This window comes from Sphingobacterium sp. B16(2022) (assembly GCF_012030425.1).
GTDB classification, from domain to species: Bacteria; Bacteroidota; Bacteroidia; order Sphingobacteriales; family Sphingobacteriaceae; genus Sphingobacterium; species Sphingobacterium anhuiense.
Genome location: NZ_JAAUVN010000007.1, coordinates 169,054 through 186,097, shown reverse-complemented (window position 1 = coordinate 186,097; position 17,044 = coordinate 169,054). Strand labels below are relative to the sequence as shown.

At 34.5% G+C, this 17,044-nt stretch carries 11 protein-coding genes; all 11 read right to left on the bottom strand.

The features are described 5' to 3' along the window. Positions 1–29: 29 nt before the first annotated feature. A complete protein-coding gene (locus HCX49_RS24455; protein ID WP_132772196.1) occupies positions 30–1,118 on the bottom strand; it encodes a FecR family protein in 1,089 nt (362 codons plus the stop codon). Positions 1,119–1,232: 114 nt separating this feature from the next. Next, the gene (locus HCX49_RS24450; RefSeq protein WP_132772195.1) at positions 1,233–1,790 is read right to left on the bottom strand and encodes an RNA polymerase sigma factor; all 558 of its coding nucleotides are present in this window, start codon (positions 1,788–1,790) and stop codon (positions 1,233–1,235) included. Positions 1,791–2,002: 212 nt separating this feature from the next. Beyond that, complete coding sequence (locus HCX49_RS24445; protein ID WP_168128403.1) at positions 2,003–3,160, bottom strand: TIGR03364 family FAD-dependent oxidoreductase; 1,158 nt, start codon at positions 3,158–3,160, stop codon at positions 2,003–2,005. A gap of 14 nt (positions 3,161–3,174) precedes the next feature. Further along, a complete protein-coding gene (locus tag HCX49_RS24440; RefSeq protein WP_206368703.1) occupies positions 3,175–4,512 on the bottom strand; it encodes a DUF5690 family protein in 1,338 nt (445 codons plus the stop codon). A 181-nt stretch (positions 4,513–4,693) separates the two neighbouring features. Beyond that, positions 4,694–5,275, bottom strand: a complete 582-nt coding sequence (locus tag HCX49_RS24435) for a helix-turn-helix domain-containing protein (protein ID WP_021188183.1) — start codon at positions 5,273–5,275, stop codon at positions 4,694–4,696. A 378-nt stretch (positions 5,276–5,653) separates the two neighbouring features. Beyond that, entirely contained in the window at positions 5,654–8,026 is a 2,373-nt protein-coding gene (locus HCX49_RS24430; RefSeq protein WP_237682885.1) for a PQQ-binding-like beta-propeller repeat protein, read from the bottom strand. A gap of 126 nt (positions 8,027–8,152) precedes the next feature. After that, positions 8,153–8,980: a glycoside hydrolase family 16 protein gene (locus tag HCX49_RS24425; RefSeq protein WP_021188184.1), complete on the bottom strand. Its 828-nt coding sequence runs from the start codon at positions 8,978–8,980 to the stop codon at positions 8,153–8,155. 82 nt (positions 8,981–9,062) lie between these two features. Further along, positions 9,063–9,950 carry an alkaline phosphatase gene (locus HCX49_RS24420; protein WP_168128402.1) on the bottom strand — a complete coding sequence of 296 codons (888 nt, stop codon included), beginning with the start codon at positions 9,948–9,950 and terminating at the stop codon, positions 9,063–9,065. A 430-nt stretch (positions 9,951–10,380) separates the two neighbouring features. Further along, positions 10,381–11,694, bottom strand: coding sequence for a PDZ domain-containing protein (locus tag HCX49_RS24415; RefSeq protein WP_132772193.1), 1,314 nt, complete (start codon positions 11,692–11,694; stop codon positions 10,381–10,383). Between the two features lie 190 nt (positions 11,695–11,884). Beyond that, positions 11,885–13,420, bottom strand: a complete 1,536-nt coding sequence (locus HCX49_RS24410; protein ID WP_132772192.1) for a RagB/SusD family nutrient uptake outer membrane protein — start codon at positions 13,418–13,420, stop codon at positions 11,885–11,887. Between the two features lie 11 nt (positions 13,421–13,431). After that, positions 13,432–16,674: a SusC/RagA family TonB-linked outer membrane protein gene (locus tag HCX49_RS24405; RefSeq protein ID WP_168128400.1), complete on the bottom strand. Its 3,243-nt coding sequence runs from the start codon at positions 16,672–16,674 to the stop codon at positions 13,432–13,434. Between the last annotated feature and the right edge of the window lie 370 nt (positions 16,675–17,044).

Here is a 17,044-nt window from a genome sequence, read left to right as displayed (position 1 = left end):
GATGGCGTTGGTCCGCCATCCTATTTTTTTTAGTAAATGGTTATTTTTCTTCCATATATCTCATAATTAAAAGGTTCTACTTTTTGTAATGCATTTAATACTTGGTTTATATTTTCTTTTGAAAAAGTCGCTGTAAATCGATAATCTTCAAGATTTCTATTTTTAATCTCTATATCCACATCGTACCATCGTTCTAAGGTATGTCGCAATGATTCAAAATCTTGGTCCATGATTTCTAATCGATTATCTTTCCAGGCAATCTCCTTAGAACTGACGGCAGGTTCATCTACTGAAAAATCTTGAATTTTGATTTCCTTAACGTTGCTTTTTAACGCTTCCTTTTTAACGGCGGGGTCTTTTTTAGCCTCAATAAATTGATTTTTATATAAGATAATTTTCTGATTAGGCTTGATAATCATGGAGTTCTCATTAATTCCCTTACTCCGCATCTCAATTAATCCCTCCACTAAAAAAGCTTCAGATGTTCCATCATTAGGATAGGATTTCACATTGAAAGTTGTTCCAAGGACAGAAATATCAAAATCATTCGCGTAAACGACAAAGGGCTTCTCTTTATCTTTTTTAACTTCAAAAAAGCCTTCTCCAGTTAGATAGACATGTCGTGCATGATCATTAAAATCCTTATCAAGTTCCAGTTTACTATCAGAATTTAATGTTATTGTGGTGCCATCTGGCAAATCAAATGTTTTCTTCTCTCCTTTTTTAGTTTCGAATATCTGGGCAGCTACAAATTGATCCAACGGCTCAATTCTTTTAGAATAAAATTGTGTATACCAAAAGTAAGCGAAACCGAAAAGGGCGAGAACTGCAGCAATACGAAATAAGTGAGAGAGATGCCAAGAAAAAATAGAAAGTTCATTTTTCTCCTCTTTAAGGCGCGCTTTCATATGCTCTAACCTTTCATTAACAGCAGGTTTGTTGCCTACAAGAACTTGATATAATCTTTTAGCATGTTGAATCGTTTCTAACTGCTCAGGATGATTGACAATATACTGCTCCCAATATTGTATGCAAGATTTATTTTCTCCAGAACAATACTTCTGGAAAGTATCATCTATTAAAAAGTCTTCAATATTGTTGTAATCTTTTTGGCTCATTCTTTAGGTCTTTATTATAGAGTGCAGAGGATTGTACTTTTTTCCTAAAGAAATTTTAAAATAAAACACAAATAACTGTAAATCAATTAAATAAAATACACGTATTATGCTAATTTACAAATCTTTTAATTCTTGACGTAGTACTTTTAAGGCATCGTACAACGTATTATAAGCAGTTTTCACCGTCATCTGAGTGGTTTCTGCTATTTTTTCGTAGGAATATCCTTCAAAAAATTTAAGATGAATGAGTTGTTTTTGCCGAAAACTTAATTTTTCTAGTGCTTCTTTTAATCGAATCTGAATCCATTCATTTGTTTGTACCTTAATAATAAATTCTTCATATGGCATTTCTATCCAATCATCTTCTGCTTTCACATGTCGCAAAGCAGTTTGTATTTTATGTTGTTTTTCTAAGAGTCGAAGAATTTTTCTTTTTAAAAATGTAATGAGGTATGCCTGCACATTTTCTACTCGATCAAGGCGATCTCGTTTTTCCCAAATGGTAACGAAAATTTCATCTGTTGCTTCACTCGCCAGATCAGCATCTCCACATGTACGAATACCAAAATTCACCAATTCGTTAAATAATGCGGCATATAAATCAAAAAACGCTTGTTCATCACCATTCCGCACACGTTCCCAAAGCAATCTATAGCCTAACTTATTTTTCATTATAATTGGTTAACTTCTTTTTAATTCCCTAAATGTATCATTTTATAGCTATAAAAGAAAAAATTATCAACTATATCTTTAAAAAGAGTTAATATTATTATTTGTACCATAAAAATCCATATTTGATATCAAGCCAATATTCAATTTGATTTTATAAAAAAAGCCTAGCAACGAAATGCTAAGCCTCTAAAACTACCTTATATTTTTTGCTTTTATGCAAAGATCGCTGCAATGCTTTTCTCGGCATAACCAGCACTGGCTGTCATACCTTTTCCGCCGATTCCGGTACGTACATGAATACGCTCACTTACATCCACTTCTAAAATATCATTGTCATGCTGAGCATAAAATCCAGCCCATGAGCTTGCAATCATAGACTGATCCATAGTGATAATACGATTCGCTTCATTCAACATGAGATCATTAATCTTTGAATTAATAGCAAATCCTAATTCATCCAGTTGATTACCTTGTGCATATTCATGTGAATCTCCAACAATGATACTGCCATCTATGGCTTGCTTAAATAAGATATGTATTCCTTGTTCACGCAATTCTTTATAGTGTTCAGGCACTTTTATTTGATGGAAAGATGGACAATATTCTTCGAAACTTTCATAACGTCTTGTCGTAAGCCCTGTTAAAATATTTCCTGGTAAATGCAGATCTTTCATCGGCTTTGTACGCATCATCTGAAGTTTACTGATCTTCAAACCACTATCGTCAAATAATGATCTATAAAGAATCTTGAATTCATATCCATTGCATATGATAACCTTATCAGCATCGAATAGTTGCATATCACTCGTTGTCACTTTAACAAAGTCAGCATAATCCTCGCAAGCCATCACAGTTGTATCATATTTTAATGTATACTGCTCAAACTTAGTCTGCATATAAGCATGTAAGCGATGGATCATTAAATCTGGTTCAACGCTAACCTCTTGTTTAAAAACAATAGCCTCTTTTACATACGTGTCCTTCATCATAGGATAGGTCTGTAAGATCTGTTCTTTTGACCATAGCTCATGCGCATATCCAACCTGCTTATAATGTGCACTTAATTCATGCAGCATCTGTACTTCATCTGCGTCGGATGCAATATAGATACTGCCATTATTGCGAACAGAAATATCCATTTCATTTTGAATGGACTTATAGATTTCTAAACCTCTAACACCATAATCAAACCATTTTCCAGACATCCCTGATGGCACAACCTGTCCAAAATTGCGTACCGTTGAGCTTACCGGATAATTATCTTTCTCCAATTGTAGAACGCGTAATCCTTTTACCAAAGCATGGTAGGCATGGAAAGTTCCTAAGATTCCTCCTCCCACTACGATTAGATCATATTTACTCAAATTCATTTTATGTATTTTTATTAACTTATTTGAACATCACTACTATTCACACACCAGGGTTTCTCTTCCTCCTGTTCCTGTTTATCCATCGCTTCTTTTTTACGCGCAAAATAATATAAAGATAGTAAGGATAATCCCCCACCGATGATAGATGCGAAAAAAACCAATTGTATGAAATAACTTCCCCACGTCACGGAATTAGGTAATAACTCCTTATTCAGTAAAACTATAAAGCTGCCTAAATATCCGATCGAATCTGCCAAGTACATGACAAAACCTATATTGCTTTTCATTTTGTATGTAGCAATCATCCTTTCAAAAAAGATGGCGTTGTACGGGATATATGCTAAATAAAGACCAAGCCCTACCAGCAACATCCAACTTAATCCATCGATAAGTTGATGGCTAAAAAGATAAGTAGAACCACCTGCTATAAGAAAACCTACTATAATCAACATGTGAATCAATTTAAATGCTTTTAAATTATCTTTCACCACAATCAACAATGCCACCAGTACCAATACAATCAAAGCAATTATACCGTCAACTTTTGCAAAAATGCCATTGCCTTTTACATGCAGCATTTCCCAGATTTCAATTTCAAAATTATCTCGAACATCCCTGATAATTGTCAACATGGTATAAATAACAACAGTGAGCAAAATTCCAGGTTTAAACATTTTAAAAAACGCTTTTCGACTAGTACTATCCATCGCTACTCGTTCTGTTCTCAAGGCTTTATCCTGTTCTGTTGGTCCCGGTGCGTGCTCTAACAACCAGACACAACCGATAAAAGGAAGTAAGAATAAAAAACCTGTACAAAAGGGCATCCAATACTCATCAATTGGAAAAGTAGCCATTAACCAACGTCCCACTGTTTTAATCAAACCTGAAGCAAAAATCAAACTGACAGCCATAACTGCTCCCATTATTTCTGTATAACGTCTACCTTCCAGATAACTAAAAACCAAACCCCACACCATACCTAAAGGAAATCCATTCAATAAAAGAAAAATAATATTCCAAGGACGTGGACACCAAGCAAATGCTAACAAACTTAACCACGAAATACAAATCAATATAATCAGATAGCGTCCACGATTCTTTTGCTTACTTTCTGCAATAAATTTTATACCATAAAATTTAGAGAACATGTACCCGACCATCTGAGTAATAACTAAACAGACTTTATAATTGATTCCCCATACTGAAGCATCATCATAAGATGCGGCAGTAAAAGATTTTCTAAATGAATACATACAGGTATAGCAAAGAAATGCTGTAAGTGCCAATATCATGGCAACAGAGCGTTCATCCAGTTGACTAATACGTTGTTTAAATCTTTGCGTTAATTCCATTATTTAGACATTTGGTAAATGTGATTTTTTTCCACAACCAAAAGTAAACTTCAAAGATTAACACATTACTAAACTTCTGTTAAGTATTTGTAAACAAATATAGAAATAAATTGAATTAAGCCTAAAACAAAAAAAGACTTTCTATGGGAGAAAGTCTATAATATGATCTTAAATGAGTTCGCTATTTTTTGTTCTGCTCAAAAAAGTAAACAATTAACATGATTGCTTTATCTTTTCCGATGTTTCGCGGTGTATGCGATAGACGTCCATTAAAGAAAATAGAATCACCTTCATTAAGGACAATAACCTGATCCCTAAATACATATTCAACCTGACCACTCAAAATATACTTATATTCAAAGGCTTCAGTCTCCACCATAGGCCGTTTAGCATCTGGAAGAAGTTCCAATAAGACTATGTCTAAAGTAGAGCTATCAATAGAAGAGGTTAATATTCGCTTATAATGAAATCCAATTGCTTGTTCCTTTTCAAACTCTTCGTAATTTTCTTTCCTTTTGACGATAATGGGTCCCAATGTACTATCGGAATTAAAGTCTTTAAAAAATTCATTTAAATCCACATCAAGTGCATTGATGATATTGATCAAAACAAATAAAGAAGGAACTGTTCGGTTATTTTCAATCTGAGAAATCAACCCTTTACTGACACCAGCTTTATGGGCTATTTCTTGAATGGTAACCCCGTTAATCTTGCGGATTTCCTTAATTTTATTACTGATCTTAAATATTGTATTATCTTCCATAATTAACCTCAAAAGTACACAAATAATTACCCTGATGCATATTAAGTTTTTATTATCACAAAAACAATTAATATTATAGCACAACCATAAATTAGTAAAAAGTATAATCATTTCCAAGTTTTATCAGCTTTCAAACTTGAATGAAAATTTTGCACAAGAAAGTTTCATAGCATATGTTAACAATTTCTTATGTTGCAAAAGTCGTAAAGCATAAATAGTGTTTGTTTCGTATTTACAAATACCTATGATGTGCTATTTTATTATTTGCTAAACTCTAAATGTTGTATGAGAGTTTTTATTTGGCAAATTTTAATAAAGATTTAAAACAAGAAAAGACGAACTGATGGTTGGCCTTTTCAAAAATCAAAAATGTGTTAGTTAATGTTGAAAACTATATACGTTTCCAGCAAAATCTGTCACATAAAGTAAATCATCTTTTACAAGCACCTCTGCTAAAATTGGAGCACCTAAATTAATTTTATATTTTAATTTGCCCTGTGGATCTAGACGGTAAAGAAATCCATCCGACGCACCAAATACAAAGTCAGTTCCAACTTGCTGCGGAGCTGCCTCTACAGTTGCAACTAACTTATTTTGATCGGGTGAACTATACGATGAGGTATAGATTAAAGCCTCTCCAGTTGTGAAATTCCATTTTTCATTCAGCGTATTCTTATCCAAAGCAACAATTCCTTTATCCGAAGTCGATAGTAATAATTGTTCGCCACTTATTACAGGCGTTGCCATTACTTTGAAATCATAATCAAGTGTCTTTTTTCGTAAAACGTTTCCTGATAATCTATCTAGCACAAATACCGTATTTAATCCAGTTGCATATACTTCATTACCTACTACCGCAACTCCACCACTTCTAAAACGTAGACCATCCTCATTTTTCTTCCACATCAATTTACCTGTCTTGCGGTCATGAGCAAATAAACTGTTCCAATTAGCTCCTGTAAACAACTGATCTTTGGTTACTATGATCTCTCCTGGCATTGCCTCTCCCCCATTCCAATCCTGATTTCTCCATAGCTCTTGACCAGTCTTTAAATCTAAAGCGGTCAGATAAGAACCGTAACCAGTATAGTATACTCCTTCATAAATTGCTCCGGCTGTAACATAACTTGGTAATCGTCCCTGGCTTAATTCTTTCTTCCAAATCAGCTTCCCAGTTTTAGCATCCACAGCGTAGGCATTTCCTGCCACATCAGTTGCCGCAACAATGCCATTTTCATAACGGAGTTTCTGTTTGATGGAATTAGCTGTTGAAAAAGTCCATTTAGTCTTTCCTGACTTTTCGTCTAAAGCTACAATTTGGGACTTACCATTTCCACCATCATCAAAAGTTGCTCCCAAAACGAGACCTTCTACAAGTAATGGACTCACTTTCCAAGTGTTTCCACCTAAGTTTCCAGTCCATTTAAGTTGAAGCTGATTTGCTTTATCATTCACTCCAAAAGTTTCTTTTTTGGTTGCCTGGGTACCATCATTGTAATTGACTTCAATAAAAGCAGTACATGTTTTATTACTTACATTCATAAGAGGTTCTGTCTCCCATGACCAATCTGATAATGGTTTAAACGGTGCATAGGCTACTTGATTGCCTTTACTATCAAGTACTCGCACGTGGACAGATGCTACATCTCGATTACTATCGTATACTTGCGCACGGAAAGGAATTTTCCCTTTTTCAGTGCTTTGTAATGCCGGATCTATCAATTGAATATGATCAAACAAATTACTGTATTTTGGAGCAACATCTTCAACACCATCTTTAGTAACTTTAATATGCAGAAACTGGCCAACAGCATGATCGATCCCCCCCTTATTAGGTGCATTTGTACTAATAACACGAACACCGCTGCTTGCATTAACAAAAGAATAGTTATTATGCCAGTGACCGAATAACCACGCTTTTAATTTATATTTCTTTAAATCGATTTCCTCAGTCTTTCCCTTTAGAATAAAGTCAGGTCCGATATCAAAATCGTGATTAATAAAAATAACCGGTTTATTCTTATCCTTCAATTCTAGATCCTTCTTCAACCATGCGATAACTTGATCTCTTGTATAACTTGGTTTATAATCGCCTCCCCACATCGGCGTAACAACAAAGTGTGCAGGACCGGCATCAAAAGAATAATAGGTCGGACCAAACAAATCTTCAAACAATTTTTCACCATATTCTCCTTTTACGAGATCATGATTGCCAACAGCATAATAAACAGGTAAGCCCATCAGTTGGCTATTTACTTGCTGCGCATGAAAACGCATGCCTGGTTCATAACAGATATCACCGGTATGCATAATCAAAGAACTTTTTTGATTTGCAGCATATTTACGGACATTCTCAATCCATGGACCATACAAATATGTTTCGGTATCTGTTATTTGAATAAAATTTAAAACATCCGGATCTTGAGAAGTATCCTCAATAAGTCCCATTGAATACTCTTTACGGTCAGGACTTATTTTTAAAAAATGACTTTTTGCAGGCTTGAAACCAGCCGGAGCAGTTACAAATACAAATCGTGCTGCAGGATTTGCTGGTATTTCGAACTGTCCATTTGCATCTGTTTTCAAAACCTGATAACCATCGGAAACAACAGCATGCTCAACAGTACGTTCGCCACTGTCGAACTTACCATTTCCATTCGAATCGATAAAGATATGACCTTTATACTGTGCATTTGCAACACCCATCCCTAGTGCCAATAAGGATGTCAATAGATAATACTTTTTTTTCATTTTACAGTTTATCGTATATTAACTTTTAAAGTTGTTTTGTTTGTAATGAACCTAATTATTTTAACTTTTTGTCAGCTAAAAATAAAGCTACTCATTGGTACTATTAAATCTGATCTTTGAGATAGGTTATTGATAAACCTTAACCCAGTCAATGATCATTTCAACTGGCAGTTGTTTCTGATCGACTTTTCCAACCCAACTACCGCCTAATTGTTGATCAATTAATAGAAAGAAAGGCTGATCATATGGCCATTGTGATTTATCAACCCCTTCTATGCGAGGATATGTAAACGTATCTTTACCATTTAACTGGAATACAATTCGATCAGGATACCAGCTTATACCATATACATTATAATCACCTGCATTGATCTTAGCTGTTCCGCCGTGTTGAGGATTTGTTTTTTGTCCTAAATCTAAGGTATAATAGGAGTGTGTTGTTTGGTAGATGATGGAATCAGAATTTAAATGTTCCATAATATCGATTTCTCCATTTTTTGGATATTTTCCATATTTATCTAATTCCGCTAACATCCACATAGCTGGCCATGCACCTTGAGCACTCCCAAGTTTCGCACGGATCTCCACTCGCCCATATTGAAAAGCGAATTTTCCTTTACTCCAAATTCCTCCTGTCAGAAATGGACGGGGATCTTTTGTCAGATCAGTATTATTAATTCCCTTCAAAATCAGTTTACCATCTTCCATTGCAAAACAGGCATCGTCTGTACTCATATGGCGATTCCAATCGGCGCTACCTGCAGAAATTCTTGTCCATTTTGTCGTATCAATGGAGGTTTCATTAAATTGATCTTCCCAAACCAATTTCCATTTTTTAGCTTCACGAGCGTCGCTTTGAATGTACACATAGGGATGTGACTTTGGATGATTGCTTACCCTACAGGAAGTGATAAGTACTAGAAAAGAAATAGCTGTTAGAAAATATTTAAACATGGCAATAAATGGTTTTTTTACTATTGTAATTAAACTTAAAAGAGTTCAAATTTGTACTCAAATCTGAACGTGATCTTAATCCTTATTTTTGAAAAACTTTAATGGGCTTACCTCTCCAAGCCTCATCTTGCTCTGCTCCCAATAACCAGGTCAATGTAGGTGCAATATCATAAATTAACATTGGTTGATTTACCTGCTGTCCTTTTGGTACACCTGGACCAGTCATGATAAAAGGTATTTCAACTTCAGCTAACGATTTACCTCCATGTCCTTTGTCAATACCGCCGTGATCAGCTGAGATGACAAAAATAGTTTCTTTCTCTATTCCTGCTTCTTTAACAGCTTGTTGCAATTGCGTAATTCTACGGTCTACATTTTTCAGTTCTGCATAATATTCCGGAGTATTATGTCCAATGTTATGTCCTACACCATCAGGTTGATCAAAATGCACAAAAGTAAGCGTTGGTTTATCTCTTTTTATAACTTCAATTGCCTTTTCTAATGTCTTATCCTCGTTGTCTTCCATATTATACACTTGTTGGACAATATTTTTATCAATGAGGTAACCGATACCTGGCCAACTGTGTATCACTGCAAAAGTAGCCTTAGGGTTTTTAGATGCTACTGCATTAAAAATTGAAGGAAATAGACCAGTCTTCGTTGTTTTTATCGCTGGGATTTCGGGCGTCTTACTTCCCCACTCTGTAAAACCATGCATTGTTGGACCAGCTCCCATCAACATAGATGCCCAATTCACCGCACTTGATGAAGGCAATACTGTTCTGACGTGAAGGCTATAGCTTCCATCTTTCATCATTTGTTCCAAAGTGGGCATTTCAGCTTTTGGGATTGCATAAGCACCTAATCCATCAAAACCAACCAGCACAACGTGTTTGATTTTTCCAGTCTGCGCTTGACTAATGGTTTGTGCAAAAAATAGGGCAATTAAAAAAATAAGGTTCTTTTTCATTATAATACAATTGTTTTAGTAATCATTACTAGTTGCTATCTGTATCATTTAGCTCCTACTTTAGGTTTTAAAAGTAGTAAAGCTTTTAGAAATACAGTATTCATTTTTGATTGCTGTCATTCTTAAATCATACAAATTTCACTTATAAATGAATCAAAAAAGGTAAAAGGCTTGATTTTGGTTTATTAATATTAAAAATTACTCGATAAAGTTAATCAATATTAAACAATACCAATTCATAACGAATGTCTGTATAACAAGATATTTACACAGAGATCCAAGTATTAGGCTGATTTAAAGTAGCGCTTACAATTACCTAACAAGATGTTTACATAGCAAAAAATAGCGAGTCGTTAATTTTGGTTAATTACGAGATGAGCATAATTAGAGTAAGAAATGGGAATTTCTTTATGAACTTGCTAAAAGTAAACTAATCATGATCAAAAGGAAGAGGATCTTTCAAAATAAATCGAAAATCCTTTTTTTCACCATTTCTTTCTATTTTCATTACGATCTCTTTTCCATCTTCCGATTTCATTAAGTTTGTTAAATCCTCCAGTGAGTACGAAGTTGCCTTTTTACCATTTATAACGAGAATTTTATCATCTTTCATAATCCCAACCAATTGAGCAGGTGAATTTGGTCTGACCATATCAATTTTAAAAAGTGTTTTCAAAACAAACTTAAATTGGACCTTATTATCGAAATTAACTTCCTTACTACCATCCTTCTTCAAGGCAACCGGAACTTCTTCCTTTTCCCATTTGACACCATCATGGATAATCTCTAGACCACTCATATTGAGATAATAGAATTTATCAAAATTTTTATTTTTACTTAGATAAAGTTGATTATTGGGGTAATCAAAAATAATTTTAAAACGTCTCAACAGTTCATTACCAACTGAACCTATCCTATCATTGATCATCTTTGCATTTTGTATAGATTCCAATTCCGGATAAGCGACTAAAGGATATGACATAGTAAACGGACCTAAAGACAATTTCTTGATTCGATTGCGGAGTCCATAAATTTCTCCGTTGAAACCCTGACCGATATAGTCTTCTATAAAAGGTGCGCGAACTTGATAATTTTGTATTTTATCTTTTAATAATAAAACAGCATCACTATTTCCCATATCAATAAGTGCTTTACCGTCGATCTCGCCTTCATTCTGCTGTATTTTGATCGCAACATAGGGGCGACTTGAAATTATCTCCAATGGTAAGGATGTCATTTTGGACCATGATTTTGGATTGCTATCGGTGGGATACACCGTTATTCGCTTTTTTATGAAATCAAATGCAATCTTATGATCAGTAAAAAAACGACTTCCCAATATACCGTTTACCTCTACGCCTATACGTGATGAAATATCAATATGTTCATTATCTAATATAAAAATAGGATGATCGATATCTTCCATTTTTTTACCAACCACCACATGATTATTGATCGCTAAAATACCGTCAACACCGGTATTCCGCCCCAGACCCTGAAACTTATTTTTAAAGATTGTACTATCGACTTCACCTAGAGATTTTCCAAAGACCATTGTTTCTTTTACTCCAGTGTCGAGCAGAAAATTCATCATAAAACCATTTACCTCTACAGGTATTATAACGAGATTATGTACAAATATAAATGGGAAACTTAGCTTCTTGTTTTTATGCAAAACGAATCCTGATTGCCCAAAAGCAACTTGGAAAAGCAAACATGTCAACAATAGGAGGCCTATTTTCATGAAAGTCTATATTGGTATAGACAATATACGAAAAAAGGAATAAGCTACTCGATTTTGAATTAAATAATTCTCAATGACGACTTGATAAACAGTTATATTATAATATTAAATTATATTCATAAAAAAAGCCTCCAAAAAGCTTAAATCTTCTTGGAGGCTTTGAATTGAATCAAGGCTTTAATAGTAATATTTATTCTAAGCCTTTATTATAGTCTGACTCTCTTAATGGAATAGACCATGTCCATTTATTTTTATCTTGAGGATTGATGGTAACGGCTAATGACGTCAAGAAATTTCCTCCATTTGCATGCGCGTTTCGAATGATCGGATCACCCCATCTTTTCATATCAAACCAGTCAAATCCTTCACCCCAAAGCTCAATTGCGCGATATAATTTGATTTCCTTTAATAATTCTGCACCTGTTTTTGTACAATTATACTTTGCATCTCTACCAGAAGAAGAATTTAATTCATTCAAAGTAGCTTGAACCGCAGTTGCCGGCTTATTTTGGAAATATTTAGCTTCAGCTTCAATCAAGTACATCTCAGCAGCTCTAAAGTGATTCAGATTACCTACACCAGGAAGATCTTTTGCTTTAAATTTAAAATTCATATAAGCATAAGGAACCGCTGTAGATTGTAAATCTGGAAATGTACGAAACGCTCTAGCTTTCATTTCAGGACCTGCAATACCAGTCGCTGTTGTATATGCCTCACCTTTAGGATCCAAAAATAGATCTCTTCTGATATCAGAAACAGGGATTTTATCAAAAAGCTCTCTACTGATAATTTTTGGTGTTGTTCTAGCAGCACTAGCAGTTGAATTATAAGCTATATAGGATTGGAATGAGTAAAAGAATAATGTTTCATCTGCCGCACCATAACTACTCCAAATCCATTCTCCATTTGGATCATAAAATCCGCTCTTATATTCATCATTATTCATCAATTTATAATTTTCGCGAGCGAGAATAGCAAATTTTTCAGCATTTACATAATCTTGTTTATTCAAAGCTGCTCTTGCATAAATAGCATAAGCGACATCTTTATTAACCTGAAAGTTCTTCCCTGATTCGCGGTTTAATTTTGACTCATCGTACATGGATATCGCATCGCTTAAATCCTTATAAATTAAATCATAAGTCTGTCCAAGAGTGGACAATGGCATATCACCCGTAGACACATCTGTTCTTAAAACTAAGCCGCCAGTTTGTCCATTGTTTGAATCACTCCATCTATTACCATAAATTTGAGCTAACATCATGAAGCTGTATGCTCTAAAGGTTAAAGCTTGAGCTTTTATAAATTGTTTTTCTGCAACTGGCCCCTCTGCACCATCAATATTTAATACAATTTCATTTGCGTTCGAAATTAATTTATAGTAATAATACCAAGGATAATATAAATAGATACTCGTTAAGTTCTGATTATAATTGGAGTTAATGATATCAGCCCAACCACTTAGATTGACAAAAAAATTGTTACCTGGGTAGTTACCGTAGTACATCTTTATTGTGCCCTCACCATTGAAACCTTGACTACTTAAATATTGTTGTGTCATCATCTTGGCAAGACCATTTACAGCAACTTTAGCACTTTTTGTGGTTGCAAAAACTTCAGATTTCTCTACAGAGTCTGTAGGACGTGTATCTAAATAATCTTTACTACAAGACGAAAGAGAGACAACTCCTAATAATAATAACTTTATATAATTAATTTTTTTCATTGTTTAAATTCTTATAGTCCAACTTTTACACCAAAAGATACAGTACGAGGAGTAACCCAAGCATTTGTACTTATACCGTTCCATTGTTGTTGTGGGTTCATACCTTTACGCTTTGTCATTGTAGCCAAATTTTCTATTCCTGCTACTATTGTTACTGAAGATAAATCAATTCTGTTGATCAACTGCTTTGGCAAACGGTATCCAAATGCAATATTTTTCACAACAAGATATGATCCGTCTATAAGAAAGCGGTCACTCGTAAAATTATTCATATTACTTTGTGAAAAGTTGATAGCTGGAATTCCATTAGGATCTAATCTATTTTCAGATGTCGTAGTCATTCCTTCTGGCATACCAGACCATGAGTTCATAATATCTGTGTGCAAAGCTCCAGGAGTTCCTGACATACTCATTAAATCTCTGTAGGATGAGTCAAAAACTTTACCTCCAATTGCGTAGGTAAATAAAGCTGATAAACTGAAATTTTTATATTCAAAGTTTGTATTGAAACTACCGCTCATTTTTGGGATAACCGAACCGGACCAGTCTCTTACACCATAAGTTGAAGCATTGGTAACATAATATTTGCCATTGATTTCAACAAGTTCGGCTGCAGGTATTGCCGCCTTATCAGGCGCAGAACCATTCACATTAAATCTTTCTGTATCTGCTAAATAGAGTGATTTACCTGTCATCTGGTCTACCCCAGCATATTTGAACATCCAAAAATCATAACGTCCACCACCTTCAACCCATTTAAAGTTTCCAGTTATAACGCCATTTTCTCTGTTTTCCTCTGGCAAACTTAAAATTTTGTTGGTCAACCACGTCGCGTTAGCACCAACGTTCCATCTCCAACCTTCACCTCTTAATACATCTACGTCGAAAGTTAATTCAATACCTCTATTAGACATTGATCCAATGTTTTTAGTTACAGTTGAAACAGCAGTACTTGTTGAGTTAGGCCCCGCTGATAACGGTAAATTAAGATCAAAAATCAAATTTTTTGATTGTTTATTGAAATACTCGATACTTAAGTTGGCACGTTTGAACAATTTCGCTTCGATTGCTGCAGAAAATGAGCTAGAAGTTTCCCAGATTAAGTCTGGCGAAGGAATCTGACTTTTATAAACTGCTCCTGCATTTGCATTTTGATCCATTGCATATAATGATAAATGCGCATATTTTTTTGCACTTTCATCATTTCCTACTTCTCCATAAGACGCTCTTACTTTAAGGTCATTTACTGTATTTAAAGCATTCTTGAAGAAATCTTCTTTCGATACGATCCAACTACCGCCTAATGACCAAAAGTTACCCCAGCGATTATCTGCACTAAAGCGAGAAGATCCATCTCTTCTAATAGATGCTTCCGCAAAATATTTCCCTTCATAATTGTATCGAGCACGAGACAAGTAACTTTCTACACGATAATCTTCTTGATAATCATACAAAGAAGTAATCTTTGTAAAGTTGATCATATCAGTTTTACCAGCGAAGATTTCATCTGTCTTATACCCATAAAGGTAACTCATGTTATCATAATAATTTTCATGACCCGCCAATACATCAATGTGATGCGCGCCAAAATCTTTATTCCAAGTTAACAATTGTTGGGTTGTATAATTCTTGTATCTATAGGTACGTCTTGCAGCACGGCCCTGCCCTACTCCATCACCGATAATCGCGTTATTATAGGTACGACGCTCAGAGTTACGTACATTTAAATCACCATTAACCGTAAAAGTAAAATCCTTTAAAAACTTAAATTCTAGAAAAGCTCTACCGTTCATTGTATTTTTAATGGTTTGATCGCTATTCAATTCATTTTCCCAAATTGTGTGGCGCCCCACATATTGCAATCGTGTAGATTCTCCATTATCGTACTGTTTTTCTCCCAAAAGACCTGGTGCATAACCTCCATCTGCATTATGTAGATGAATTGGATAAATAGGTGCAATTGAACGTGCATAGTTAAAAGGATTTGTAAATGAACCAGCATCATCTGTGGAACCGCTAATTCTATCCGAAATCTGGTGAGAACCAGCTAAATTGAAACCATATTTAAACCAATCTTTAGCTTGGAGTTCAGCATTCAATCTTCCCGTAAACCTTTTTAATCCAGAATTTTTAATATATCCCTTTTCATTTAGATATCCAGTAGAATAGAATACTTTAGCTTTATCAGTTGCAGTAGTTCCATCAATATTATAATTTTGGCGATGCCCAACACGATCCACCTCACTAAACCAATCTAAATCGTCACGATATCCATTTTTTATTTGTGCATCTGAAACCAATTTTCCATTTTCATCAAATAATTTATTATCCTCTTTATCGTAAATATTTAATTTCAGGTAGTTACTAATTAAAGACTTGGAAGCCTCAGCGTTAGCTAGCTCTGTTGTTGGATAAGCTTTGGAGTTCGTGCTCAACAGGTTATTTCGGTATCCTGTCCACATAGCTTCCATAAATTGTCTATCATTTACACGGCTATATTCAGCAATTCCTCTTGAGTAAAATCCTTGATCTGTCGATACATTAACCTGAGAACGACCAATCTTTCCTTTTTTTGTTGTAATAATGATTACACCGTTACTTGCTCTACTACCGTATAGAGCAGATGAAGATGCATCTTTCAATACAGAAATACTTTCAACATCATTGGGATTGATATCAGAAATATCACCACCAAAAGGCACACCATCAACTACATATAAAGGGTCATTAGAGCCATTTAAGGATGAAAAACCGCGGATTCTGATACTTGGCTCATCACCAGGCATGCCCGAAGTATTATTTATTTGAATACCTGCTGCTGATCCTTCCAAAGCTGCAAAAGCATTTGTTACTGGTCTTTTTTCTAAATCTTTTGCTCCTATTGATGATACAGAACCCGTTAGTGATTCTTTTTTAGCAGTACCGTAAGCGACAACAACAACTTCATTAAGTTCTTCTCGTGAATCTTCCAAAGTAACATTAAATGTTGAAGCACCTTCTTTAACGATTAATGTCTTTTCGCCATATCCTAAGGATTTAAAAACGATTATCTTTCCCGTAGGTACAGAAAAAGAATAGTTTCCATTTGAATCGGTTTGAGTAGCTTGATTTGACCCCTTTACAACTATTGTCACTCCAACTAATGGCTTGCCATCAGCGCCTACAACGCGACCAGCAACCTTTTTCTCTTGAGCAAAAGCGACCGATGTCAGAATCATACTACCCACCACAAAACTGAGTAATGTTTGTTTCATATATTTATATTTATTTAAATGTGTAAAGTCATAAAAAAAGACTTTAGTTAAGTAATTTCGTTTACTAAACAACTATAAATCAATATTTTAATCTTTCTAATAGATTTCGTCACTAATCGCTTTTACGCAATCGATTGCATTTTGTCTCATGCATGTGACTATTTGTCAAGTTTAATATTTAAAAGAAATACGATTGTATAGCGCTTGGGTGCTTTTCAATATGGCAGATTTCAAATATTTTAAAAATATTTGTTTAACTTCATGTGTTAAATAATGTTAAAACCAAAGTTATAATATTATTTTTATTAAGCAAACTTTTGCAACTATTTTTTTTATATTGGTAATAAAACGCAAGATAAATAAGTTTAAA